A 23,730-nucleotide genomic window follows, 5' to 3' on the forward strand; every position below is an offset into this window, starting at 1 on the left:
GCATTAACCCGGGGCTAACGGCCGGAACGCCGTTTCAGGATTTCCCGCGCGGTGACGGCGACCACGAGATTGAGCAGCAGACCGAGCGCCGCGAGCCAGACGAGGGCGGCCAGAAGCTCGGCGGTGCGCAGGCGATTGCCGGCCTCGAGCAGGCGCCAGGCCAGGCCCTGGGCGCGCCCGGATCCGGAGACGAATTCGGCGATCACGGCGCCGATGATGGCCTGTCCGGATGCGACGCGCAGACCCTCCAGGGCGAAGGGCAGGGCCGAGGGAAGGCGCAGCCGAAGAAGGCGCTGGATGCGGCCGGCGCCATAGAGGTCGAACATCCGCTCAAGATCCGGATCAGCGGACTTCAAACCCGTCAGAACACCGGAAAAGACCGGGAAAAAGGCGACCGCGGCGGCGAGGGCGACGACCGCAGCCTCGGCATTGTCGAGCCCGGCCCAGATGACCACCAGAGGGGCGATGGCGACGATCGGGGTCACCTGAACGGCGATGGCCAGGGGGCGGACGGCGCGCTCGGCGGCGTCGTTCAGCGACACGGCGATGGCCAGACCACCGCCGAGGACGACGGCGACGGCGAGGGCCTGAAGCGCCATCCAGAAGGTCTGCAGCGCAGAGCCGGCGAGGACGGGGGCGCGCTCGACCAATGCAAGAGCCACCGCGCTGGGCGGCGGCAGGAAGTAGGACGGGACGTCGAGGAGGCGGCACGCAACCTCCCACACCGCCAGCAGCAGGGCGATCAGAAGCAGCGGGGCGATGAGATCGGTCGCGCGTCTCATGCCGCCGGGACCATGGCGGCGGCGAGGGCTTCGGCGACGGCCTCGACCGTCTGGCGGTAGCTCGGATCTGCGCGCCAGTGCGGCGGGCGAGGGATGGGGCCGGGCGTAGGGATGGCGGCGCCGGGGCGGCCGGTGGCGGCTTCCAGAACGACGACGCGTTGGGCGAGATACACGGCCTCCTCGACGTCGTGGGTGACGAAGACGATGGCGGGGCGGGTGTTGGACCAGAGGCGATGCAGGTCTTCGACCAGGCCGCGCCGGGTGATCGAGTCCAGGGCGGCGAAGGGCTCGTCGAGCAGCAGGAGGTCGGGGCGGGTGACCAGGGCGCGGGCGAGGGAGACGCGCATGGCCATGCCGCCCGACAGCTGGAACGGCCGGGCCGTCAGGCGGTCGCCGAGACCGACGGCGGCAAGGGCTTCGGCGGCGCGGGCATAGGCCTGGGCGCGGGCGACGCCGGTCAGTTCCAAGGGCAGGGCGACATTGGCGACCGCGTCCGCCCAAGGCATCAGGGTCGGGCTCTGGAAGACGAAGCCGGTCCCGCCGGGGATGATCTGGCGGACGACGGCGCCGTCGTGAGGCCGTTCGAGATCGGCGAGCAGCCGGAGGATGGTGGACTTGCCGGCTCCGGACGCGCCCACGAGGGCGACGATCTCGCCGGCAGTGACGGTCAGGTCGACGGGGCCAATGGGGGCTCGGTCCGGCCAGGCGACCGTGACGCCTGAAAGGCTGGCGGCCAGTCCGTCAGCCACGGCCGGGCAGGTAGCTGTCCGTGAAGGCGTTGCGCCAGTTCAGATTCTGAGGATAGACGCCGGCGCCCGAGGTGGTGTCAAAGAAGGCCTGCCAGCGCTCATTGGTCATGGCGCCGAGGCCATAGAGGGCCGCGTCGCCGCCCTCGACGATGGCGTTGGCGTTCAGGGCGTCGCGGGCCTGGGCCAGAACGGCGTCGGTCATGTCCGGATTGTCGCGCTTGATCAGGGCGTTGGCCTGTTTCGGGTCGCCGTTCACATAGTCGCGCCAGCCCTCGGCCGAAGCGGCGATGAAGCTGCGCAGGGCCGCAGCGTTGTCGCGCGCGAAACCGTTCGGGGAAAGGACCATGGCGGCGTAGGAGGGATAGCCCTCGTCGGCCAGGAGGAAGACCTTGGGCTTGAAGCCCCCGACGGTCTCAATCGTATAGGGCTCGGACGTCAGATAGCCCTGCTGCACCGCCTGCTCATCGGCGAGGAAGGGGGCAGGGTTGAAGGTGTATTTGCGGACCTGATCGTCAGTGAAGCCGTACTTCGCTTTCAGCCAGACCCAGAAGGCGCTGATCGAGGCGTCGGCCAGCAGGAAGGGGCGGTCCTTCAGATCGGCGATGGTCTTGAGCGCCGGATCGGGGTGGGCGATCAGGACCTGCGGGTCCTTCTGGAAGAAGGCGGCGACGGCTTTCACCGGCGCATCCTCGGCGACCAGGTTGAAGGGAATGAAGGAGTTGGAGCCCATGCCCAGCTCCACCGCGCCCGAGGCCAAGAGCTGGGGCACGTTCACGCCGGGACCGCCTTGGACGATCTGGACGTTGAGATTGCGCTTCTCGTAGAGGCCGGTCGCCAGGGCCTGGTAGAAGCCGCCATGCTCGGCCTGGGCGCGCCAGTCGGTGGCGAAGCGGATGCGAACCCGGCCCTGATCGTCGACCGGCGCTTCGGAGCGGAAGCAGGAGGCGAGGCCTGTCATGGTCGTGGCCACGGCCGCCATCGCCCCGCCCCCGAGGACGAGACGCCGGCTGGCGATGAGAGGGCGATTCTGGTCCCGCGACATGGGCGCAAGCTAGTGCGCGGCGGCGGCGAAGGAAAGGCGAACGAAGGTGGGAGTTCAGAGGCGGTGTGTCGCTCCTCGACCACGACAGTGGGAGTGGCTTTCGTCGCTCAAGCAGCGAGCGACCGCGTCGCGAGCGATAGCGACACAAGGATAGAGCCAGAATTGAGCGAGGGGACGAGCGCACCGGCGAACCGACACTCTCGTCCCCTCGCCAAGTCCGGGTTGGACTTGGCCAATGAGGTTCAGGGCCCTGGCTTCAGCATCCGCGAGGCAAGCCCCGGAGATGGTCCGCTGTATCCTGGCGGCTCCTGTCCGATGCCGGTCCGTCGAGGATTGCGTCCCCGCCGTCGTTCATCGATCCCGATCCGGTTCCCTTGCCGGGCCTCGCCGCCGAAGCGGTTCCGCCCTTCAGAGCCTGGATCCTGCCGTCCCGTCTCGCTTCGTCGCCCGAGGGCGCCAGTGGAAGACCGTCTGGTCAGAGAGCCGGATCGACCCGCTTGAAACCCCGGCTCTCACCGGATTTCCGCGCCGCCGTGTCCCTCGGCCTGTTGACGTTCGCGCCAAATCCGTTAGACGGCAAGCGTCCGAAATTCTCCGTCTGTGCAAAGGCTTAGCCTTAGTGGTGGACAAGGCTGTGTATATCTGTGGGCGGATTAAAATTCACCATAGATATCAGCATTCTGAATTTTCCACAGAAACGGGTTCAAGCGCGGCGGTTTCGTCGATCCAGCGCCGCATGAAGGCTTGGGCGAGGGCCGCGGTGGGCGCGCCGAAATGCTGAAAGCCGTGCGGGGCGGTCGAAACGTCGAGCAAATCGACGGGCGAATGACGAGCCCAGGCCTCGGCCATCAGAAGACTGTCGTCGCGAAAGGGGTCGAGCTCGCCCGTCACGAAGAGGGCGGGCGGCAGGCCGGACAGGTCGGCGTGCAGCGGCGACAGGTCCGGGGCCCGACGTCCGGCCTCGTCCAGACCGGGGGTCAGCCGACCGAGGTCGCGCGGCAGGTTTGGACCGTCGAATAGAAGGGTCTCGGGACCGGCGGTCCTGGCGGAAGGCGTCCCTGACAGGTCGAACACGCCCTGGACAAAGATGCAGGCGGGGAGCGGGACCTGGCCTTCGTCGCGCAGTTTCAGAAGCGCGAGCGCGGCGAGATGAGCGCCGGCCGACTCGCCCATGAGGAAGACGTGATCGACCCCGAGGCGGTCGCGGCCTTCGCCGAGCGCCCAGCGCAGGGCGGCGACGCAGTCCTCGACCGCATCCGGCATCCAGACGCCGCGCGCCTCGTCCAGCAACCGATAGTCCACCGAGGTGACGGCGAGGCCGGCTTCGGCGAAATGACGGGTCAGGCCGTCGTTGAGCGCCGCGCTGCCGAGCACCCAGCCACCGCCGTGGAAGTCGATCAGAAGGCCGCGCGGAGTGGTCGCTGGCTGAAGCAGCCGCAGAGGGATGGAATGGGCGGCGGCGTCAATGACGAGGCTGGAGACGGCGACGCCGCGCCGTTTGAGGGTCAGGGCGCCGAGACGACCGACCGCGCGATCGGCGAGGGGGTTCAGGCGCTGGCCGAGTTGGAGCCGCCACCCGTCAGGCTTGAGGCGCGGGGCCGCCGCCATCACCCGATTGGCCCGGCGCGCGGACCGTGTCTGGGCGGGAGTCAGCGTCATGGTGTGAAGCGTCAGGGACATGGGGGACTTCTATGCCGCTTCGCAGGGAATCGCCCTAGCGGACGCGGATCAGCGCCCTCAAGCCCGTAGGCAGTCGGACAATGTCGGCTTTCAGGGACGTGGCGGCGACTCCCTGGCGTAAAGCGGTTTCAGCCTCGGCGATCTCCGGCCCCTGGGCGGTCACGAGGCAGACGTCCTCACCGTTCTGGACATAGACCTCTCCCTCGCGGGAATGGACGAGGTAGGCTTCGTTCCAGGTTGTCGACTGTTCGAGAAACGCCTGTTGCGCAGGCGTCGGCTCGGCATTGGCCAGGCTCAGAGGACAGACCTCGGTGGCCGCTGAAACAAGGGCTTCGGCGAAGGACCGGCGCTGGTAGGCGAAGGCGGCCAGAGCCGCGGCGCCGCTGCCCTTGTTTCGATCCATGACCTGGGCTTCGAAGCCGGTGTTGTCCGCCTCCGTGTCCGAATAGTGGAGCGATATCACGAGGCTGGAGCCCGGGCGTTCCCACCAATGGCTGAAGCCGTCATCGGGCGCGTCGGATATCGGTTTCCAGCCGTCCGCATCGAGGCGCGCGCGCACCGCCGCATGCACCGCGCGTGCATCGGTGAACACGCTCGTGGCGCACACGGTGAAGGCCGGCTGGAGAGCGATGCCGACGTAGCGCGTCGGCGAGGCGTAGCGGAAGGCCTGCCTGTCATCAGGTCCGAAGCTGTTGCGCTGGCGTTCTATCTCTTCGGCCGGTTGCGGGTCGAACGCCTCGGGATCGGCGGGCGACAGGGTATTCTCGATGACCGGGACGCAGACGGAGAAGACCGCATCGACCGCCATCGAAGGCAGATCGGACGCCGTGGCGGGAGAGACCTGAAGGCCGGCAACGGCCATGATCACAGCGGGCGTCATGACCATCCTTCCGTTAGCCGGCGAGGGATTCCCGCTTGGCTTCCAGATCCAGCCATTCTTCCTCGGCGGAGGCAAGCTTCTCCTGCGCCGCTTCCAGCGCCTTCATGGTCGAGGCGAAGCCGGCGGGGTCGCGGGAGTAGAAGTTGACGTCGTCGAGCCGGGCCTGATGGGCCTTGATGGTTTCGGGCAGTTCGTGGATCAGGGCGTCCAGTTCCTTGAGACGGTGGGTGTCCTTGAAGGACATCTTGCCCTTGGCGACGGGAGCCGCCTTCGCCGGGGCCGGCGCGGGCGTCGGGGCAGGCGCAGCGGGCGACCCGGTCCGGCCCTCCGCGATCTGCTTCAGGAAGTCCGGGTTCTGGCCGATGAAATCGGTCCAGCCGCCGGGGGTTTCGACGATATCGCCGCGGCCGTTCATGCCGATGGTCGAGGTGGCTAGACGGTCGACGAAGTCGCGGTCGTGGCTGACCAGGATCAGGGTGCCGTCGTACTGCTCAAGCAGGTCCTCGAGCTTGTCGAGCGTGTCCATGTCGAGGTCGTTGGTCGGTTCGTCGAGGACCAGCATATTGGCGGGCTTGGCGAGGGCCAGGGCCAGCAGCAGGCGGTTGCGTTCGCCGCCCGACAGGGTCGAGATCGGCTGGCGCAGCTGGGCCTCGGTGAACAGGAAGTCCTTGGCGTAGGCGGCGACGTGTTTGGACACCCCGCGCACGATGATGGAATCGCCGCCGCCGGGCGTCAGGGCGTCCCACAGGGTCATGTCGGACTTCAGTCCCTCACGCGACTGGTCGAGGTAGACGGTCTCGAGGCTGGCGCCGAGTTTGACCGTGCCGGAGGTGGGCTCCAACTCGCCGAGCATGATCTTGACCAGGGTGGTCTTGCCGGCGCCGTTCGGGCCGACGATGGCAAGGCGATCGCCGCGAATGATGCGGCTGGTGAAGGGTTTGATGACCGTGCGGTCCCCGAAGGATTTGGTGACGCCCTTGAGGTCGGCGACCAGCTTGCCGGACGTGCCGCCTGAATCGACGCCGAGCTGCATCTCGCGCGGCCGATCACGGGCCTGTTCGGCGCGTTCGGCGCGCAGGGCCTCCAGAGACCGGGCGCGGCCTTCGTTGCGGCTGCGGCGGGCGGTGATGGAGCTGTAGAAGGTCGCGGTCTCGCGCTCGATGGTCTTGGTCAGCTTCTGGAAGGCGATGGTCTCCTCTTCCTGAACCTTGTTGGCCCATTCGTCGAAGGCGTCGAAGCCCTTGTTCAGGGTGCGGACCTGACGGTTGTCCAGCCAGTGGCAGGACTGGGTGACCCGGTTCAGGAAGGCGCGGTCGTGGGAGACGATCAGGGCGGCGCAGCGGGCGGCGATGATTTCCTTTTCGAGAAGCTCGATCGCGAGGATGTCCATGTGGTTGGTCGGCTCGTCCAGCAGGAGCAGATCGGGCTCCTCGGCGAAGGCCTTGGCGAGGGCGGCGCGGCGGATCTCGCCGCCTGACAGGCCCTTGGTGGACTTGTGCGGATCCATGCCGAAGGTCTCAAGCCAGGATTCCGCGGTCCAGTGCTCGGCGTCATTCGAGGTGGCGTAGTCCAGCAGGGTGTCGCCGGCGATCAGCGGCTCCTGCGGCACATAGGCGAATTTGACCGCGCCCTGGATCGAGCGGGTGCCGCTGTCAGGCTCGATCAGGCCCATGACGACCTTCATCAGGGTCGATTTGCCGGCGCCGTTGCGGCCGACGAGGCAGGAGCGGGTGCGCGGCTCTATGGCGAGATCGACGCCGTCGAACAGGGGGCGCTGGCCGTCCTGGAGACGGACGTCCTTGAGGGCGACGAGGGGCGGGCGAGCGGCCATGGGTGCTTTCGGGAGCAGGTAGGTCTATGGGGAGGGCGTGGATGTAGAGCGTACCGACCCGGCAACCAAGCCCTTCTGGCAGACCAAGCGTCTGGAGCAGATGACCCGCGAGGAGTGGGAGAGCCTGTGCGACGGGTGCGGACTGTGCTGTCTGATCCGTTTCGAGGACGAGGATTCCGGCGAGGTCTTCGCGACCAAGGTGCATTGCAAGCTGTTCGACAGCGAGAAATGCGCGTGCACCGACTATGCGAACCGCAAGGAACATGTGCCGGACTGCATCAAGCTGACGCCCTGGAACATCGAGGCGTTGCAGTGGATGCCGAAGTCCTGCGGCTATCGCCGGATCAATGAGGGGCGGGGGCTGGCGAACTGGCATCCGCTGGTCTCGGGCGATCCGGAGAGCGTGCATGAGGCCGGAGTGTCGGTGCGAGGACAGACGATCTCGGAACTGGACCTGGCCGATCCGGATGACGCCGTGGCGCTGGCCGCGCCCGACTGGGACGTCGAACGCGGCGTCTAGGCGGCGAAACCAGCGTCCGATCCGGCGAACTCGCATAACTGACGAGTCCAATCCCAATGCGGGCCTGGGTTTGCGTTTTTCTCGAGCCAATCGGCCAGCCTGAGGGCGCTGGTGCGCTATAGTTTGGGCATGGACGGAAAAGGGGACGCGGCGGGGACGGACGTCGAGGCCCTGAGGCGCGACCTGCAGCGGCGCATGGTCGAGGCGATGCAGGGCCCGCCCGACGAGATGGAGCGCACGGCCCGGGCGGTGACGAGCGCCGCCAAGGCCCTCCAGACGCTGATCGACACGGTGCCGGGCGACGACAACGGGAGCCGGAATGAAGGACTCGACGCCAAAGGCGAGCAGCGTCTTCGCGACCAGTTCCTGGCCCGCCTGGATGCTCTCGCAGCCACGCTGGAGCTGGAAGGCGTGGAGCGATGTCCCGAGTGCGGAAGATTTGGGCCGGATCGAGCGCGACTGGAACGGATGGCGGGGACCGGCGCAGACGCCGCCGGAGACTGACTGGACGACCTGGCTGTTTCTGGGCGGTCGCGGGGCGGGCAAGACCCGGGCCGGGGCCGAGTGGCTGAACGCCCGGGCGGTGAAGGGGGCGAGGCTGGCTTTGGTCGGGCCGACCCTGCACGACGTGCGCGAGGTGATGATCGAGGGGCCGTCGGGTCTGAGGGCCGTGGCGGCGCCGGGCGACCGACCGACCTATCATTCGAGTCGGCGGTTGCTGACCTGGCCGAGCGGGGCGCGGGCCTTCGCCTTTTCGGCGGAGGATCCTGAGAGTTTGCGTGGGCCCCAGTTCCATGGGGCCTGGGCCGATGAATTCTGCGCCTGGAGGAACCCGGGCGAGGTGCTGGCGATGCTGAGGCTGGGTCTGAGGCTGGGCGACGATCCCCGGCTGATGGTGACGACGACGCCCAAGCCATCGAAGGCGCTGAAGGCCCTGATCGCCGAGGCGGAGACCGAGGTGACGCGGGCGGGGACGGCGGCCAATGCGGTCAATCTGTCGTCCGGGTTTCTGGGCGGCCTGCGCGGCCGCTACGGCCAGACCCGGCTGGAGGCGCAGGAGATCGAGGGACGGGTGCTGGATGATGCCGGCGGCCTGTGGTCGCTGGAGATGTTGAACGCTTGCAGGGGCGCGGCGCCGGAACGGTTCGACAGGGTGGTGGTCGGGGTGGATCCGCCCGCCACCTCTCATGGCGACGCCTGCGGGATCGTGGTCGCGGGGCGGCTGGACGACCGGGCCTATGTCCTGGCCGACCTGAGCGTGAAACAGGCCTCGCCGCTGGCGTGGGCGGAGGCGGCGACCGCGGCGGCCCGGACATTCGGCGCCGACCGGGTGATCGTCGAGACCAACCAGGGCGGGGAGATGGTGGGTCAGATGCTGGCCTTCGCCGGGTGCAAGGCCGTCGTCACCCCGGTGTTCGCGCGGACGTCCAAGACCGCGCGGGCCGAGCCCGTGGCCCTGCTCTATGAGAAGGGGCGGGTGACCCACTGCGGGGCCTTGGAGGCCCTGGAAGACGAGATGATGGCTCTGGGCTCCGGGAGCGCTGGAGCTAGCCCCGATCGCGCCGACGCCCTGGTCTGGGCGATCAGCCATTTGATGCAGGACCGGGGCGAGGGGCCCCGCATACGCCGGCTGTAGGCGGGCCTGTTCGACAGGATTTTCACCGACAGGAGACGACCATGCCCGCGACCCCTTCCAAGGACGCGTATCGATCCCATGCGCCGGCGCCGGGCGCGCCCGCGCGCCGCGCCGAGGCCGTGACGCCCAACGACGGCGCCGACCTGAACATCTACGCCAAGGCCCTGTACGTCGGCGGGGCGGGGGATCTGCGCCTGATCCCGGTCGGCGCCGACGACGCCGAGATCATCACCCTGAAGTCCCATCCGATCGGCTATGTCGCCGTCCAGACCCGGCGGGTGCTGGCGACCGGCACGACAGCGACCTTCATCGTGGCCCTGGCGGACTGATGATCGGGCAGGATCTGACCATCCCGACGCTGGCGCTGATGCGGCCGGGTGCGGCGGGTCTGGCGCTGGATTTCGTCGCGGGCGTCTATCGCCTGGACGGCGCCGACTATTCGAGTTTCGCAGCCTTGCCGGGCGCCAGCTTCAGCCGCACCGGGGCGGGGACGGCGCTGACCGTCGCGGGGGGCGTCACCAGTTTCGCCACCGGCGCACCCCGGATCACGGACCGTGGCCTGCTGGTCGAGGAAGCCCGCACCAATCTGTTCCTGAACAGCGCCGCGCCGGTCACCCAGACGATCACCCTGTCGGCCGGCACCTGGCAGCAGACGGCCTGGGGTTCGACCGGGGCGGTGACCTCTACCGCGGGCACCGCCGTGGGAACCGGCTTCGGGGTGACGGCGTCGAGCGCCAACGGAACATCCCGGTCACTGGTCATCGCAACGGCGGGTACAGTGACCTTCACGGTGTCCGGCGCGCCTTTGTACGCGCAGGTCGAGCTGGGCGGTTTCGCCACCAGCCCCATCATCACGACCGGCGCCTCCGCCACACGGGGAGCGGACACCGCCTTCATAACGGGAGCGGCCGCGCTTGCGACCACTCCTGCCGTTCTCGTGGCGGACTTCACGTCCACCATTCTCCCTAGCGGCGTTGGAAGCATCGGCATTCTGGGCCTCGACGACGGATCGCTCAGCAATCGGGTGCAGCTCCGCGCCGTAGTGTCCGGAGGCCAGGCTCAGAACACCGTCGTCTCCGGCGGTTCTGTCTTGCTGAACTCCGATGGAGCGGGCGGAAACCCCCTGTCGTCCCTTACCAAACAGGCACTGCGGGTATCCCAGGCCGGCGCGGTGACGACCGCCAGAAACGGGACCGTCATGGTGGGGCCGTCGGGAGCGATGACCATGCCGACGTTGAACCGCGTCTCCCTGGCCGGCCTTCCGAGTTCAAGCGCCCTGAACGGCCATCTGGCGCGGGCGCGGATCATTCCCGGCGAGATGAGCGACGCCCAGCTTCAGACGGTGACCCAATGATCGAGATCGACATCATCGGACCCCTGTTCGACCCGCCTCTTGTCGAAGGGGGGGAACCGGTCTTGCTGGACGGGTGGCACGTGAACACTACGCCCGAAGGCCTGGCCGCGCGCGCGGATCTGGAGCCGTTCGTGGTCATGCCGGGACGGCTGCGCCGGGTCTGGGCCGGCGACGATCCGCTGTCACCCGCTTTCACGGTGGCGCTGTGGTTCGCCGATGAAGCCCAGGGCGCGATCCTGTGGGCGGCCGGCGAGGACGGTTGACGGGCTCCGGCCCGGATTTCGGAATTCAGACACAAACGGGGAAGACGGACATGACCTGGCTTCGATGGCGTGACCGCCGCCGGGAGCGTGAAGGCGCGCCCGAGATCAAGGACAGCCGGGCTGGGCCGCTGATCGCCCTGACCGGCGCCGGGCGGCCGAGATGGACGCCACGCAACTATGCCGACTTGGCCAGCGAAGGGTTCGGCAAGAATCCGGTCGTCTATCGTTGCGTACGGATGATTGCAGAGGCCGCCGCCTCGACCCCGTTGCGGGTGTTCGTAGAGGGTGAGCGGGCGGACGACCATCCGCTGGCGCGTCTGCTGGCCAAACCCAATCCGGAGCAGTCCGGGGCGGAGTGGCTGGAGGGGGTGTACGGTGCGCTGCAGACGGCGGGGAACGCCTATGTCGAGGCGGTCGGCGAGACGTCAGGCGAGCGTGGGCCACAAGAGCTGTGGGGCCTGAGGCCGGACCGGATGGCGGTTGTGCCCGGGCGCGGCGGCTGGCCCGAGGCCTGGGAGTACTCGGTGGACGGCCGGTCGACCCGCATTCGCCGCGAGGCCGACGGGTGGATGCCGGTGATGCAGCTGAAGCTGTTCCACCCGACAGACGACTATTACGGCTTGTCGCCGCTGGAGGCCGCGGCCTTCGCCATCGACGTGCACAATTCCTCGGGGGCCTGGAACAAGGCGCTTCTGGACAATTCGGCGCGGCCGTCGGGGGCTCTGGTCTATGGCGGCAAGGATGGGGAGCGGCTGACGGCGGATCAGTTCGCGGCGCTGAGGACCGAGTTGGGCGACAACTATTCGGGCATGGCCAACGCCGGGCGGCCTCTGCTGCTGGAAGGCGGGCTGGACTGGAAGCCGATGAGCCTGTCGCCGTCCGACATGGACTTCATCGCCGGCAAGCACGCGGCGGCCCGGGAGATCGCCCTGGCCTTCGGCGTGCCGCCGCAGCTGCTGGGTATCCCGGGCGATGCGACCTACGCCAACTATCGCGAAGCCAATGCCGCCTTCTGGCGCGGGACGGTGATCCCGCTGGTGCGCAAGACGGCCGGGGCGCTGACGGGCTGGCTGGCGCCGAAGTTCGGAGACGTGCGGATCGAGGCCGACCTGGACGCCGTACCCGCCCTGCAGGGCGAGCGGGACGCCCTGTGGGCGCGGCTGGAGGCGGCGAGCTTCCTGACCGATGAGGAGCGTCGACGTCTGGCGGGGGTCGCGGGCTGATGGAGGAGATCAGAAAGGTTCCGGTCGCCCTGATCGTCGCCCTGGTCATGCAGACCATCGGGGGGCTGGTCTGGGCCGGGAGTGCAGCGGCGCGGATATCGACTTTGGAGGACCGCGTCGGGGAGCAAAGGCTGGTCGCCGAGCGGCTGGCGCGGCTGGAGGAGCAGGGTCTGGCGACGCGCACCGCCGTGGATCGGATCGAGCGGCGACTGGAGGAGCGGCGATGAGCGATGCGGTTGCGGCGGCCGACGCCGGCCTGCGGATCGAGGGCTATGCCTCGCTTTGGGGTGTCGCGGATCTGAACGGCGATGTCGTGGCGAAGGGCGCCTTCGCGGACAGTCTGGCGAAGACGGGCGCCGCCGGGGTGCGGATGCTGCACCAGCACGAGGCGCGGGCCGTGGTCGGGGTCTGGGAAGAGATGGTCGAGGACGAGCGCGGCCTGTGGGTGCGCGGCCGGATCGAGGACTGGTCCGCCGAGGCGCGCTTCGCACGCGCCCTGAGCAGGGCCGGGGCGCTGGACGGGCTGTCGATCGGGTTTCGCGCGGCCAAGGCCCGGCGCGAGGGGCGGCTGAGGGTGCTGACGCGGGTGGAGCTGTGGGAGGTGTCGCTGGTGACGTTCCCGATGCTGCCGGGGGCGAGGTTCAGTGTCGCCGGCGGCCCATGCAGTCGATCCAGGTGAGGGCGGCGGTCATGCCGGAGAGGGAGAAGGTCGCCGAAGCCGGGCCGGTTTCGGACTGGTAGGTCCAGCGGGCGGAGCGGGCCTGGCGAAAGCCTGCGACCAGTTTGTCGACGGCGTCATGGTCCGAGACGCGGAACTCATTGATGCTGGACGTCGGTCTGGCGAGAGTGGACAGGTCCGTGGTCTGGCGGCCCAGAGTGACCGACATGGGCTGGCCGTCGCCCGCAGACATCGGAGTGACGGCGACGAACTCGACCTGGTACGGCTCGCCCGGTCGGGCGAGGGCGATACGCAGTTGCTGGGCATAGACGCCCTGGCCGGTGCGGTCGGGCAGGGCGACCACGGCCGAGCAATAGCCGTCGGGGCGGCAGGCGCCGAGGACGTTCTGGAAATAGGCGCGGGTCTCGCCGAAGCGGCTGTGGGTCGCCGCGCGGCAGATCGTTTCGGCCGAGGCGGTTCCGGCGCAGGCGGCCAGAAGGAGCGTGGCTGTCGCCACGGTGAATTTCGATGTCATGACTTGCCCCTCGTTTCCCGTAGCGACCGGACCATGCGGGTCGGGACGAGTCAATGAACCGCGTTCGGCTCAGGGCTCCCGGGCCTGGAGTTGTTTGAGTTTGTCCAGAGCGCGTCGCGCGGCTTCCAGGGTCTTGGGGTTGGCGAGCATGCGGCCTGAGGCGATCAGAATGATCACCATCACGCCGAACGGCATCCGAAGGAGAATGACGGGGATCGCGAGGATCATGCCCAGCCCGAACATGAGGCCGATGTAGAGATTGACGTCCTGGGGAGCCAAACCGGTCGCCCGGCGGCTTTCCGGGGTGCGAGGGGTGACAGCGTCCTGGACCCGCTGCAAGGCGCCGACATTGACGAGACGGGGCGGGGCTTCGAGCGCTGTGTCTTTTTCCGGATCGTTCCACGCCTGAAGGTCCAGCAGGGGGCTGGGTTGCGCAGGATGGCCGGATCGAAGGCGATGGAGCGGCCCTGGTCGTCGACGGTGAAGACGCGGTCGAAGGGCGTCGTGCGAAAGTCGATGGCCGAGGTGTCCATGTCGAAGGCGTCGCCCTCCAGTCCCATGAGCACGCCCTCGCGAAGCCGGGCCTTGAAGGCCATGGAGCCGGGCAGATCGCCGACCATGGCGTGGACGGTGCCGAAGGATCCGCTGGGGGTACGTTTCGGCGGCGGCCGATGCGGATCGACGATCATTTCGGTGTAGAGGCCCGCGCCGGTGTTGCGGCGGGCGCCGGGGAGGCTCTCTTCGAACTGGCCTGCGAGGTCGGGGGCGATGTCGCGCAGGTCCCAGCCGAGGGCCTGGATGACGGCCTGTTCGAGGGGCGTGAAGGGCAAAGGTATCAGCCGACCCGAAGTCGCCGACGTTCGAAGTGGTGATAGATCGACTCCACCGCGATTTCGATGATCGAGCCGGCCAGCATCAGGGTCCAGAAGGCAGCGGTCGCGACATCAATGTGCGCTTGGGGGGCATCGATGTGGTTCAGCCACAGCAGCATTCCTCCCACGAAGAGCCAGGCCAGCGCCAGGATGATCTGGAGGATGACGGCGACCGGTCGGCGAGCGAACTTTTCGCGAAAACTCATGCCCGCGCTGAGGCTGCCCTCCAGACGGGCTTGCCGGTTGCTGTAGGCGATCACGAAGATCGCCCAGGCCAGCACCAGAGCGCCCGCACACCATGGCCCCCACGGGCGAATATCGAACACCGTATAGGCGCCGATGAAGGCCGCGACGGTGAATGCCGCGAACACCTTTGGCCAAGGGTCTGACCCCAGCCAGCGATTCATTCCATTTCGGGCGGCGTTTTCCACGCCCCGATCCTGACCGCGTTACGGCGGTTTTTCAACCGGAGATATCATGAAAGAGACCAAACAGGCCCCGGCCTATGCGCACGAGTCGGGGGCGCGCGCCGCCATGCATGAGATGATGGCGGCGTTCGAGGCGTTCAAAGGCGCCAATGACGCGCGGCTCGAGGAGATCGAGCGCAAGGCGTCGGCCGACACGCTGCTGGAAGAGAAGGTGGCGCGGATCGACCAGGCCATCGCCGGCGCCCAGGCGCGGCTGGACCGCGTGCTGAGCGAGGCGCGACGGCCGGAGCTGGGGGGCGTCGAGAGCCCCTCCGGCGGTTCGCGGTCTCCCTCGCCGTTTCACGGGGAGGAGAAGGCCGCCTGGGACGGCTATCTGCGCGCCGGCCAGTCGCATGGGCTGGAGTTGAAGGCCGGGCTGTCGACGGCGTCGAACTCGGCCGGCTATGTCGTGCCGGCGGAGACGGAGCGGGCCATCGAGCGACGTCTGATGGCGGGCTCTCCGATGCGCGAGATCGCCACGGTCAAGACGGTCGCCAACGGCCTGTATCGCAAGCCGGTCTCGACGGCGGGCGTGGTCGCGGGCTGGGTGGCGGAGACCGCCGCGCGGCCCGAGACGGATCCGGCGACCCTGGCCCTGCTCGATTTCCCGGCGGCCGATCTCTACGCCTCGCCGGCCGCGACCCAGGCCCTGCTGGACGACGCCCTGATCAATCTGGACGAGTGGCTGGCCGCCGAGGTCGAGGACGCCTTCGCCGCCCAGGAGACCACGGCCTTCGTGATCGGCGACGGGACCAACAAGCCCAAGGGCTTCCTCAGCTATACGACGGTCGCCGACGCCAGCCAGACCTGGGGCCAGATCGGCTATATCGCCTCGGGCGCGGCGGGGGCCTTTTCCAGCAGCAGTCCGGCCGACAAGCTGATCGACCTGATCTATGCGCCCAAGGCCCAGTACCGGCCGAACGGGCGGTTCGTGATGAACCGCAAGACGGTCTCGGCCGTGCGCAAGTTCAAGGACTCGGACGGCAACTACATCTGGTCGCCGGCGCCCCGGGCGGGGGAGACGGCGAGCCTGCTCGGCTATCCGGTTACCGAGATCGAGACCATGCCGGACATCGCCGCCAACAGCCTGTCGGTCGCGTTCGGTGACTTCCAGCGCGGCTATCTGATCGTCGATCGGGCCGGGGTGCGGGTGTTGAGAGACCCCTATTCGGCCAAGCCCTATGTGCTGTTCTACACGACCAAGCGCGTCGGCGGCGGGGTGCAGAATTTCGACGCCATCAAGGTGATGAAGTTCGCCGTGAGCTGATCATGGCTGAGGCGGCGGGCGACCGCCCGCCGCCGTCATCTTTCCAGACATTCGGAGATTTCCATGGCGGCGCCCGTGAGCCTCACGGAGGCGAAGCTGTTCCTGCGCGTCGGACACGGCGCCGAGGACGGCCTGATCCAGACCCTGATCGACGCGGCCCAGGCGCGGGTGGAGGGCGATGTGGGCATGAGCCTGCTGTCCAGTTCGCCGGCGCCGCTGAGGCTGGCGATCCTGATGCTGGCCCTGCGGGCCTATGAGCGGGGCGAGACCGAGATGGCGATCGCCCCGGTCGAGGCCTGGCTGGCGCCGTACCGGGTGGTGCGGCTTTGAGCGGCTTGCGGGTGCTGGCCGAGCTGCTGCAGCCGGTGGAGGGCGAGACCCCCTACGGCGGACGGACCCGGAGCTATGAGCCGCTGGGCATGGTCTGGCTGAAAACCTTTACGACACGACGGCGCGAGAAATCCGATGGGGGCGCGACCCGCATTGTCGACGCGATGACGGTCGAGACCCGGACCGATCCGCGGCTGGTCGAGGGGCGGGTGCTGCGCTTCGGCGGCGGCGACTGGGCGGTGACCGGTCAACAGGGCGTGGGCGGGCGACCGGGCCGGGTCGAACTGACGCTGGAGCGCGGACGATGAGCGATCATGAGAGCGCCCTGCAGAAGATGCTGATCGCCAGGCTGGCCTCGGATGCGACGGTGAAGGCCCTGTTGGGCGATCCGGCGCGGATCTGGGACGAGCCGCCGGCGAGCCCTGCCTGGCCGCATCTGCTGATCGGCCGGAGCGAGAGCCGGTTGGTCGCGGCCGAGGGCTGTGGGACCGAACATGTGCTGAGCCTGAATTGCGTGTCGCGCTTCGGCGGCAGCGAGGAGGCCAAGGCGATCTGCGCGGCCGTGCGGGCGCGGCTGCACGAGGCGGCGCTGACGGGGGACGGGGTGCGGACGGTCAGTCTGCGCGTGACCTTCAGCGACGTGTTCCGCAGCGGCGATCTGCGCCGGACCTATGGGGTGATGCGCGTGCCCGCGATTACCGAAGACATCTGAGGGAGAACGAGAATGGCGGCGCAGCGCGGCAAGGATATCCTGCTCAAGATCGGCGACGGCGGCAGTCCGGAGGTCTTCACCACGGTGGCGGGCCTGAGGGCGCGGACCATCTCCCTGAACGCGAAGACGGTGGACACGACCGATGGCGACAGCGCCGGGCGGTGGCGCGAGCTGCTGGCAGGCGCGGGCGTGCGCTCGGCGGCGGTGTCGGGGCAGGGCGTGTTCCGGGACGCGGCGTCGGACGCGGCGATCCGCGAGGCCTTCTTCGCCCAGACGGCGCGGCGCTGGCGGCTGATCGTGCCGGACTTCGGCACGCTGGAAGGGCCGTTCCTGGTTTCGGCCCTGGAATACGCCGGCGAGCATGAGGGCGAGGCCAGTTTCGCCCTGAGCCTGGCGAGCGCGGGCGAACTCGGCTTCACGGCCCTCTGATGGGGGCGAATGGCGCGAGGGGCGAGGCGGCGGCCTGGCTGGCGGGAGCGGAGCGGACCCTGTGTCTGACGCTGGGCGCACTGGCGGAGATTGAGACGGCTTTGGGGGTGACCGGTTTCGGCGACCTGGCCGAGCGGATGCGGCGGCTGTCGGCGGCGGACCTCCTGGCGGTGCTGGCGGCCCTGCTGCGCGGCGGCGGCGAGACGGATCTGGCGAAGGGGCTGGCCGGGGCGGCGGTCGATCCGCACGCGGCGGCCGAGGCGGTTGCGAAGGCCTTCGCCGCGGCCCTGCCCGACGGCGAGCGATGATCCCGTGGCGGGAGATGATGGTCGAGGCGGCGCGGATGGGCGCGCCGCCCGAGGCCTTCTGGCGGCTGTCGCTGAAGGAATGGCGGATGCTGACCGAGCCCGTCGGCGGGCCGGCCATGGGACGGACGGGGTTCGAGAGCCTGGCGGAGAGGTGGCCTGATGACTGACGGATTTCGGCCGGACGGCCTGGATGCTGTGCCGATCAAGGCGGCCGAGGCGGCGGCGGCTCTGGAAGCGCTCAAGGAACCGGCGGAGCGGGCGGCGGCTTCGATCGAGGACGCCTTCGGGCGAGCGGGCGACAGCCTGACCCGATCGCTGGCCCGGGCGGCGGCGGATGGCGAGGTGAGCCTGGCCGAGCTGGCGCGGGCGGTTCTGGGCGCGGTCAATGCGGGCGCCGGAGCGGGCGGCTCAGGCGGTCTGGGCGCGGCGATCGCCCAGGCTGTCGGCGGGCTGTTCGCCGGCGCGCGGGCGGACGGCGGCGCGGTGCTGGGCGGCGGCGCCTATCTGGTCGGCGAGCGCGGACCGGAGGTGTTCCGGCCCTCGGGCGCCGGTGTGATCGAAGGGGCGGGTAGCCCGGCGATGACGGTCAATCTGAAGATCGACGGCGGGGCCGAAAAGCTCATCCGGTCCGAGGCCCAGATCGCCCAGATGCTGGCCCGCGCCGTGGCGCTGGGCGGCCGGCGCCTCTGATCCCTGAGGGGATCGCAATCGATATATGGAGGAGCTGGCGATGGCCTTTCACGAGGTGAGCCTTCCCGCGCGCCTGGCCTTCGGCTCGACCGGCGGCGTGGAGCGACGGACCGAGATCGTTACCCTGGCGTCCGGCTACGAGCGGCGATCCACGCCGTGGGCGCAAGGACGAAGGCGGTATCTGATCGGGTCGAACCTGAGGTCGCTGGACGACATGGCGGCCCTGACCGCCTTCTTCGAGGCGCGATGGGGACAGCTGTACGGGTTCCGCTTCCGGGACTTCGCCGACTTCAAGTCGTGCGGTCCGGGGGCGATGGTGGCGGCGACGGATCAGGCGATCGGTGTCGGAGACGGGGTCCGCAGGACGTTTCCGCTGATCAAGGCCTATGGCGATCAGGCGCGAGACATCCGCAAGCCGGTTGCGGGCTCGGTGCGGGTGGCGGTGAACGGGGTGGAGCCGGCGGCGAGCGCCTGGAGCGTCGATACAGCCACGGGGGTGGTGACCTTCGGCACGGCCCCGGCGAGCGGCGTCGCAATCCGCGCGGGGTTCCAGTTCGACACGCCGGTGCGGTTCGACGCCGATCGGATCGAGGTGACGCTGGAAAGCTTCGACGCCGGACGCATGGTCGCCATGCCCCTGATCGAGGTGCGAGTCTGAGATGCGCGACATTCCCGAGGAATTGGCCGCCCGCATCGAGAGCGGGGCGGCGACGCTTTGCCATGCCTGGGTGCTGACGACCGTGGACGGCGGGATGCTGGGCTTCACCGACCACGATCGCGACCTGACGCTGGGCGGCGTGATCTGCAAGGCCGCGAGCGGATGGACAGCGGGCGCGGCGGAGGGCGAGGTCGGGCTGGCGGCGGGGAGCCTTGTGGTCGGCGGAGCCCTGGACAGCGAGACCCTGACCGAGGCGGACATCACGGCGGGCCGGTACGACGGCGCGCGGGTCGAGACGTGGAAGGTCGACTGGGCCCGGCCGGACCTCAAGGTGCGGCTTTCGGTCGGGACGGTCGCAAAGATGCGCCGCGAAGGGGACCGTTTCCTGGCCGATCTGCAGGGGCCGCTGGCGGCGCTGGAGCGGGTGGTCGGACGAACCTATGGCCGGGACTGTGATGCGGTCCTAGGCGACGGCCGATGCGGCGTGGACCGCGAGGCGTTTCCGGGGCTGGGCTGTGACAGGCGTTGGACGACCTGCGTCGGGACCTTCGCCAACGGGATCAATTTCCAGGGCTTCGCCGACATTCCCGGCGACGACTTCCTGACGGCCTATCCCGCCGAGGGCGGGCCGCACGACGGAGCCAGTCGTCGATGAACCGGGCCGTGGCTGCGGCGCGAGGCTGGCTGGGCACGCCCTATCGGCATCAGGCCAGTGTGAAGGGCGAAGGGGCGGATTGCCTGGGGTTGGTTCGGGGTGTCTGGCGCGAGGTCCTGGGGGCGGAGCCTGAGAATGTGCCCGCATATTCACCGGACTGGGCCGAGGTCGGGGGCGAGGAGACGCTGTTGACGGCGGCTCGGCGGTGGCTGGTCGAGATCGAGGTCGCGGCCGCGCGCCCAGGGGACGTGCTGCTGTTCCGGATGAGCCTGGGCGCGCCGATCAAGCACTGCGCCATCCTGAGCATGGATGGTCCGCCCGAGCCGCGGATCATCCACGCCTACTGGGGCCGGTCGGTGGTGGAGAGCTGGATGGGGCCGTGGTGGCATAGGCGGCTGGCCGCGGCCTTCCGATGGCCGGATGAAGGAGATCACTGATGGCGCAGGTGGTTCTGGGCGGGCTGGGCGGCGCGATCGGCGGCGGCTTCGGCCGCATCGTCGGCGGGGCCTTGGGCGGAGCGATAGACAGAAGTCTGGTCGCCTCGTTGGAGCCGGCGCGGCAGCGCGGGCCGCGTCTGGAAACCCTGAAGGTGCAATCCTCGGCGGAAGGCGCGCCGATGGCCTGTGTCTTCGGCCGTGCGCGGGTGACCGGGCAGGTGATCTGGGCGGCGCGGTTCCTTGAGCGCCGCAATGAAAGCCGCGGCGGCAAGGGCGGACCCCGGACGGTCGATTACGACTATTCGCTGAGTTTTGCCGTCGCGATCTGCGAGGGGCCCATCGATGGCGTCGGTCGGGTGTGGGCGGACGGGCAGCCGCTGAATCTGTCGGGCGTGACCATGCGGGTGCATCGCGGGACGGAGGACCAGACCCCGGATCCGCTGATCGAGGCGGTGGAGGGCGCCGCCCCAGCCTATCGCGGCACGGCCTATGCGGTGTTCGAGGACCTGCCGCTGGGCCCGTTCGGCAACCGGCCGCCGCAGCTGGCCTTCGAAGTGTTCCGACGGCCGCAAGGCGACGGTCTGGAAGAGAGACTTGAGGGAGTTTGCCTCATCCCCGGGGCGGGGGAGTTCATCCTGGCGACCGAGACCGTGCTCAGGCGCGAGGGCCTGACAAGGACGCGGGCCGAGAATGGGCACAACGGGGAGGGGCGGCCGGATCTCGAGGTGTCGCTGGACCAGCTGCAGGCGCAGTGCCCGAACCTGAAGCGGGTCAGCCTGGTGATCGGCTGGTTCGGGAATGATTTGAGGGCGGGGCATTGCGCGGTGCGGCCCGGTGTCGAACGGCGCGGCAAGTCGACCGAGCCGCAGGTCTGGTCAGTGGCGGGTCTGGACCGGAGCGAGGCGCATCTGGTGTCGCAGATCGACGGGCACCCGGCTTATGGCGGCACGCCGTCGGACGAGAGCGTACGGCAGGCGGTGGCGGCGGTGAAGGCGCGAGGCTGGAAGGCGACACTGTATCCATTCGTCTTCATGGATATCCCGGCGGACAATGATCTGCCCGATCCCTATGGTGGCGCGCGGCAGGCGGCCCATCCGTGGCGCGGGCGGATCAAGGGCGCCGACGGGGCGGGAGCGACGGCGGAGATCGCGGCCCTGTTCGGCGGCGCGACCGACTGGGGGCTGAGGCGCCTCGCGCTGCACTATGCGGGGTTGGCCGCCGAGACCGACGCCGACGGTCTGCTGATCGGTTCGGAAATGCGCGGGGTGACCTGGACCCGCGATGCGGCGGGCGGGCATCCGGCGGTGGCGCAGTACCGGGCGCTGGCGGGAGAATGCCGCGCCATCATGGGATCGGACGCCGAGCTGTCCTATGCTGCGGACTGGTCGGAGTATTTCGGGTTTCGTCCGCCGTCCGGCGATGTGGTGTTTCACCTCGATCCGCTGTGGGCTGACGCGGCGATCAGCCACGTCGGCATCGACTGGTATCCGCCGCTCGGCGACTGGCGGGCGGGGAACGGCGGCGTGGACGCGGACACCTGGAAGGGACCGGACGATCCCGATTATCTGGCGGCGCAGGTCGCGGGCGGAGAGGGTTTCGACTGGTTCTATGCCGACGCAGGGGACCGGGCGGATCAGGTTCGCACCCCCATCGTCGACAGCGGGTATGGCGAAGACTGGGTGTTTCGACCGAAGGACCTGGTCGGCTGGTGGTCGCATGCGCACTACGATCGGATCGGTGGTGTGCGGTCGGCGACGGCCACGGCCTGGGTCGCGGGTATGAAACCCATCCGACTGACAGAGTTCGGCTGCGCGGCTGTCGATCGCGGCGGCAATGCGCCGAACCTGTTTCTGGATCCCAAGAGCGCGGAAAGCGCCCTTCCGCCGTTTTCGAGCGGCGCGCGCGACGACGGGATGCAGCGCCGCGCGCTGGAGGCGGTGCTGGAACATTTCGGGCGTCCAGCCGACAATCCGGTGTCGCCGGTCTATGGCGGGCCAATGCTGGACGGCGCCGATGCCTGGTGCTGGGACGCGCGGCCTTATCCGGCGTTTCCGGCACGGGCGGAGGACTGGGCCGACGCCGGAGCCTGGCGGACCGGTCACTGGCTGAACGGGCGGGTGAGCGGCGGGGGCGCAGATACCCTGGCCGCGATCCTGCGGCGGGGCGGGCTGGAGGATGTCGACTTTTCCATCGCGCCGGTGGGGGACTCGACCCAAGGCTATGTGATCGACAGGCCAATGCGGACCCGTGACGCGTTGGAGCCGCTGCTGACCGCATTCGCGATGACGGCGGCGGAGCGTGACGGCAAGGTCGTCCTGGTCGGGCGGGCGGCGCCGGCGACCGCCGTTAACCTCGACGCCCTGGCCCTGTCGGATGAGGGAACGGCGATGATCCGCATAAGAGAGATGGAGGCGGCGCCCTCAATCTCGCGCGTGAGGTTCATTGACGAGAGCGCGGACTATCAGACCGGCTCGGTGACGGTCCGAAGCGACGAGGGCGGGGCCGGCGGCGTCGTCGATCTGATCTTGCCCGCGGTCTGCGGCGCCGGTCTGGCGGCCCGGATGGCGCGACAGGCCCTGAACGGCGAACAGGCGGAAAAGTTGATCCTGGCGCCGGGGCCGCTGGAAATTCTGGGGCTTGAAGCGGGCGATGTGGTTCGGCTGGAAGGCGAGGAGGGCGACTGGCGGGTCGAGAGCGTCACCCTGGATGAAAACCCGTCGATGACCCTGGGCCGTCCACCGAGGGTTGAGACGCCGGATGCGATCGAGTCATGGCGGATCGCTGACGCTCCCGAGGCGTTTGGAGCACCGATGCTCGCGATACTGGACCTGCCGCCGTTGCCGGGCGGGGAGGGCGATCCGAGGCCGTTGCTGGCGGTCGCGGCCGATCCGTGGCGGCCGATGCAGGTGGTCGCGGGGCCCGGACCGGAGGGCCTGACGGCGCGGGGTGAGGCGAGCTTGCCGACGCGGGTGGGGGTCCTGATCGAGCCGCTGGCGCCCGGGGTCGTAGGGCGTTGGGACGAGACCAATGCGATCTTCGTTCGGGTCGAGGGGGGAGCGCCGGCCAGCCTGGGCGAGACGCCGGTCCTAGGCGGCGCCAATGCGGTCGCGGTTGAGGCCGGTGACGGATGGGAGATTGCGCAGTTCCGGTCCGCTGAACTGGTCGGCCAAGGCGTCTGGAAACTGACGGGCCTGTTGCGGGCGCAGCAGGGAACGGACGCGGAGATGGCGGCCGGATCCGAAGCCGGGAGGCTGGTCGTGTTTCTGGATGACGCCGTGGGGCGGGCCTCCCTCTCGCTGACCGAGGTCGGGCTGCCTTTGATCTGGCGGGCCGGACCCGCGGGCGGGGCGCCGGGCGGCTCCGGCGTGTCGGAGCGGGCGATGACCCTGCGAGGGCTCTTCCATCGGCCGTGGAGCCCGGCGCATTTGAGGGTGACCCCTGGCGCGACGGGTTTCGACATCGGCTGGATCGCGCGCTCCAGGCTGAACGGAGATGTCTGGGACCGGGACCTCGGCGCCGATCCGATGCGGTTCAGGGTCAGGGTGCTGGACGGAGATGTCGTCATCCGGCGTTGGGAGACGAGCGACGCCTCGACGATCTATGAGACGATCGCCGTCGGTGCGGACTTTCCGGGTGGTCCCGGGCCGGATGTTCGGATCGCCGTCGCCCAGGCCGGAGAGGTTTTCGGATGGGGTGTTGAAGCGGTTGCGGCCCTTCCGGTCTGAAACCCATTGCTTTGGCGCGTCCATGCC

31 protein-coding genes are annotated in these 23,730 nt (G+C 69.1%); 21 read left to right on the forward strand and 10 right to left on the reverse strand.

Annotated elements, in window-relative coordinates; translation table 11 throughout:
- Positions 1 to 14: 14 nt before the first annotated feature.
- From IFJ75_RS01165 to IFJ75_RS01190, 6 genes are all read right to left on the reverse strand, one after another.
- Positions 15 to 782, reverse strand: a complete 768-nt coding sequence (locus IFJ75_RS01165) for an ABC transporter permease (RefSeq protein WP_207870756.1) — start codon at positions 780 to 782, stop codon at positions 15 to 17.
- Positions 779 to 1,531 carry an ABC transporter ATP-binding protein gene (locus IFJ75_RS01170; RefSeq protein ID WP_207870757.1) on the reverse strand — a complete coding sequence of 251 codons (753 nt, stop codon included), beginning with the start codon at positions 1,529 to 1,531 and terminating at the stop codon, positions 779 to 781. Before IFJ75_RS01170 ends, IFJ75_RS01165 begins: the two co-directional genes overlap by 4 nt.
- On the reverse strand, positions 1,524 to 2,573 hold the full coding sequence (locus tag IFJ75_RS01175) for an ABC transporter substrate-binding protein (RefSeq protein ID WP_207870758.1): 1,050 nt from the start codon (positions 2,571 to 2,573) through the stop codon (positions 1,524 to 1,526). Before IFJ75_RS01175 ends, IFJ75_RS01170 begins: the two co-directional genes overlap by 8 nt.
- A 672-nt stretch (positions 2,574 to 3,245) precedes the next feature.
- The gene (locus IFJ75_RS01180) at positions 3,246 to 4,253 is read right to left on the reverse strand and encodes an alpha/beta hydrolase fold domain-containing protein (RefSeq protein WP_207870759.1); all 1,008 of its coding nucleotides are present in this window, start codon (positions 4,251 to 4,253) and stop codon (positions 3,246 to 3,248) included.
- A gap of 34 nt (positions 4,254 to 4,287) precedes the next feature.
- Positions 4,288 to 5,133 (reverse strand): hypothetical protein, encoded by an 846-nt coding sequence (locus IFJ75_RS01185; RefSeq protein ID WP_207870760.1) that lies wholly within the window; start codon positions 5,131 to 5,133, stop codon positions 4,288 to 4,290.
- Between the two features lie 13 nt (positions 5,134 to 5,146).
- Positions 5,147 to 6,964, reverse strand: a complete 1,818-nt coding sequence (locus IFJ75_RS01190; RefSeq protein ID WP_207870761.1) for an ABC-F family ATP-binding cassette domain-containing protein — start codon at positions 6,962 to 6,964, stop codon at positions 5,147 to 5,149.
- A gap of 100 nt (positions 6,965 to 7,064) precedes the next feature.
- Between IFJ75_RS01190 and IFJ75_RS01195 the strand changes: the two genes are divergently transcribed.
- The 9 genes from IFJ75_RS01195 (at position 7,065) to IFJ75_RS01230 (ending at position 12,639) form a co-directional block, all read left to right on the forward strand.
- The gene (locus IFJ75_RS01195; protein WP_207932415.1) at positions 7,065 to 7,484 is read left to right on the forward strand and encodes a YcgN family cysteine cluster protein; all 420 of its coding nucleotides are present in this window, start codon (positions 7,065 to 7,067) and stop codon (positions 7,482 to 7,484) included.
- 129 nt (positions 7,485 to 7,613) lie between these two features.
- Complete coding sequence (locus tag IFJ75_RS19610; RefSeq protein ID WP_225896934.1) at positions 7,614 to 7,988, forward strand: hypothetical protein; 375 nt, start codon at positions 7,614 to 7,616, stop codon at positions 7,986 to 7,988.
- Positions 7,924 to 9,120, forward strand: coding sequence for a DNA-packaging protein (locus IFJ75_RS01200; protein WP_225896935.1), 1,197 nt, complete (start codon positions 7,924 to 7,926; stop codon positions 9,118 to 9,120). Before IFJ75_RS19610 ends, IFJ75_RS01200 begins: the two co-directional genes overlap by 65 nt.
- Positions 9,121 to 9,161: 41 nt before the next feature.
- Positions 9,162 to 9,449 carry a spike base protein, RCAP_Rcc01079 family gene (locus tag IFJ75_RS01205; RefSeq protein WP_207870763.1) on the forward strand — a complete coding sequence of 96 codons (288 nt, stop codon included), beginning with the start codon at positions 9,162 to 9,164 and terminating at the stop codon, positions 9,447 to 9,449.
- Positions 9,449 to 10,474 (forward strand): hypothetical protein, encoded by a 1,026-nt coding sequence (locus IFJ75_RS01210; protein ID WP_207870764.1) that lies wholly within the window; start codon positions 9,449 to 9,451, stop codon positions 10,472 to 10,474. The genes IFJ75_RS01205 and IFJ75_RS01210 overlap by 1 nt, the downstream gene beginning before the upstream one ends.
- Positions 10,471 to 10,737, forward strand: coding sequence for a hypothetical protein (locus IFJ75_RS01215; RefSeq protein ID WP_207870765.1), 267 nt, complete (start codon positions 10,471 to 10,473; stop codon positions 10,735 to 10,737). Before IFJ75_RS01210 ends, IFJ75_RS01215 begins: the two co-directional genes overlap by 4 nt.
- Positions 10,738 to 10,787: 50 nt before the next feature.
- Positions 10,788 to 11,960: a phage portal protein gene (locus IFJ75_RS01220; protein ID WP_207870766.1), complete on the forward strand. Its 1,173-nt coding sequence runs from the start codon at positions 10,788 to 10,790 to the stop codon at positions 11,958 to 11,960.
- On the forward strand, positions 11,960 to 12,187 hold the full coding sequence (locus tag IFJ75_RS01225) for a hypothetical protein (protein ID WP_207870767.1): 228 nt from the start codon (positions 11,960 to 11,962) through the stop codon (positions 12,185 to 12,187). Before IFJ75_RS01220 ends, IFJ75_RS01225 begins: the two co-directional genes overlap by 1 nt.
- The gene (locus IFJ75_RS01230; protein ID WP_207870768.1) at positions 12,184 to 12,639 is read left to right on the forward strand and encodes an HK97 family phage prohead protease; all 456 of its coding nucleotides are present in this window, start codon (positions 12,184 to 12,186) and stop codon (positions 12,637 to 12,639) included. Before IFJ75_RS01225 ends, IFJ75_RS01230 begins: the two co-directional genes overlap by 4 nt.
- On the opposite strand, the gene IFJ75_RS01235 is transcribed toward IFJ75_RS01230, so the two are convergent.
- From IFJ75_RS01235 to IFJ75_RS01250, 4 genes are all read right to left on the reverse strand, one after another.
- The gene (locus IFJ75_RS01235) at positions 12,602 to 13,153 is read right to left on the reverse strand and encodes a hypothetical protein (protein ID WP_207870769.1); all 552 of its coding nucleotides are present in this window, start codon (positions 13,151 to 13,153) and stop codon (positions 12,602 to 12,604) included. The two genes, IFJ75_RS01230 and IFJ75_RS01235, sit on opposite strands and share 38 nt — an antisense overlap.
- 69 nt (positions 13,154 to 13,222) lie before the next feature.
- The gene (locus tag IFJ75_RS01240) at positions 13,223 to 13,381 is read right to left on the reverse strand and encodes a hypothetical protein (RefSeq protein ID WP_207870770.1); all 159 of its coding nucleotides are present in this window, start codon (positions 13,379 to 13,381) and stop codon (positions 13,223 to 13,225) included.
- A complete protein-coding gene (locus IFJ75_RS01245; RefSeq protein ID WP_207870771.1) occupies positions 13,378 to 13,983 on the reverse strand; it encodes a hypothetical protein in 606 nt (201 codons plus the stop codon). The genes IFJ75_RS01240 and IFJ75_RS01245 overlap by 4 nt, the downstream gene beginning before the upstream one ends.
- Positions 13,984 to 13,988: 5 nt before the next feature.
- On the reverse strand, positions 13,989 to 14,456 hold the full coding sequence (locus IFJ75_RS01250; protein ID WP_207870772.1) for a hypothetical protein: 468 nt from the start codon (positions 14,454 to 14,456) through the stop codon (positions 13,989 to 13,991).
- Between the two features lie 46 nt (positions 14,457 to 14,502).
- Between IFJ75_RS01250 and IFJ75_RS01255 the strand changes: the two genes are divergently transcribed.
- From IFJ75_RS01255 to IFJ75_RS01310, 12 genes are all read left to right on the forward strand, one after another.
- Positions 14,503 to 15,759 (forward strand): phage major capsid protein, encoded by a 1,257-nt coding sequence (locus tag IFJ75_RS01255; RefSeq protein ID WP_207870773.1) that lies wholly within the window; start codon positions 14,503 to 14,505, stop codon positions 15,757 to 15,759.
- Positions 15,760 to 15,822: 63 nt separating this feature from the next.
- On the forward strand, positions 15,823 to 16,089 hold the full coding sequence (locus IFJ75_RS01260; protein ID WP_207870774.1) for a head-tail connector protein: 267 nt from the start codon (positions 15,823 to 15,825) through the stop codon (positions 16,087 to 16,089).
- Positions 16,086 to 16,397: a phage head-tail adapter protein gene (locus IFJ75_RS01265; RefSeq protein ID WP_225896936.1), complete on the forward strand. Its 312-nt coding sequence runs from the start codon at positions 16,086 to 16,088 to the stop codon at positions 16,395 to 16,397. The genes IFJ75_RS01260 and IFJ75_RS01265 overlap by 4 nt, the downstream gene beginning before the upstream one ends.
- Entirely contained in the window at positions 16,394 to 16,801 is a 408-nt protein-coding gene (locus IFJ75_RS01270; RefSeq protein ID WP_207870775.1) for a DUF3168 domain-containing protein, read from the forward strand. Before IFJ75_RS01265 ends, IFJ75_RS01270 begins: the two co-directional genes overlap by 4 nt.
- A gap of 12 nt (positions 16,802 to 16,813) precedes the next feature.
- Positions 16,814 to 17,230: a phage major tail protein, TP901-1 family gene (locus IFJ75_RS01275; protein WP_207870776.1), complete on the forward strand. Its 417-nt coding sequence runs from the start codon at positions 16,814 to 16,816 to the stop codon at positions 17,228 to 17,230.
- On the forward strand, positions 17,230 to 17,538 hold the full coding sequence (locus IFJ75_RS01280) for a GTA-gp10 family protein (RefSeq protein WP_207870777.1): 309 nt from the start codon (positions 17,230 to 17,232) through the stop codon (positions 17,536 to 17,538). Before IFJ75_RS01275 ends, IFJ75_RS01280 begins: the two co-directional genes overlap by 1 nt.
- Positions 17,535 to 17,705, forward strand: a complete 171-nt coding sequence (locus IFJ75_RS01285; protein ID WP_207870778.1) for a phage tail assembly chaperone — start codon at positions 17,535 to 17,537, stop codon at positions 17,703 to 17,705. The genes IFJ75_RS01280 and IFJ75_RS01285 overlap by 4 nt, the downstream gene beginning before the upstream one ends.
- On the forward strand, positions 17,698 to 18,228 hold the full coding sequence (locus IFJ75_RS01290; RefSeq protein WP_207870779.1) for a phage tail tape measure protein: 531 nt from the start codon (positions 17,698 to 17,700) through the stop codon (positions 18,226 to 18,228). The genes IFJ75_RS01285 and IFJ75_RS01290 overlap by 8 nt, the downstream gene beginning before the upstream one ends.
- Positions 18,229 to 18,268: 40 nt before the next feature.
- On the forward strand, positions 18,269 to 18,886 hold the full coding sequence (locus tag IFJ75_RS01295) for a DUF2460 domain-containing protein (RefSeq protein ID WP_207870780.1): 618 nt from the start codon (positions 18,269 to 18,271) through the stop codon (positions 18,884 to 18,886).
- A gap of 1 nt (position 18,887) precedes the next feature.
- Positions 18,888 to 19,541, forward strand: a complete 654-nt coding sequence (locus IFJ75_RS01300; protein ID WP_207870781.1) for a baseplate hub domain-containing protein — start codon at positions 18,888 to 18,890, stop codon at positions 19,539 to 19,541.
- A complete protein-coding gene (locus tag IFJ75_RS01305) occupies positions 19,538 to 19,978 on the forward strand; it encodes an NlpC/P60 family protein (RefSeq protein ID WP_207870782.1) in 441 nt (146 codons plus the stop codon). Before IFJ75_RS01300 ends, IFJ75_RS01305 begins: the two co-directional genes overlap by 4 nt.
- Positions 19,978 to 23,703 (forward strand): baseplate multidomain protein megatron, encoded by a 3,726-nt coding sequence (locus tag IFJ75_RS01310; RefSeq protein ID WP_207870783.1) that lies wholly within the window; start codon positions 19,978 to 19,980, stop codon positions 23,701 to 23,703. The genes IFJ75_RS01305 and IFJ75_RS01310 overlap by 1 nt, the downstream gene beginning before the upstream one ends.
- Positions 23,704 to 23,730 lie beyond the last annotated feature (27 nt).

The sequence above is a fragment of the Brevundimonas goettingensis genome (assembly GCF_017487405.1).
Classification (GTDB): domain Bacteria; phylum Pseudomonadota; class Alphaproteobacteria; order Caulobacterales; family Caulobacteraceae; genus Brevundimonas; species Brevundimonas goettingensis.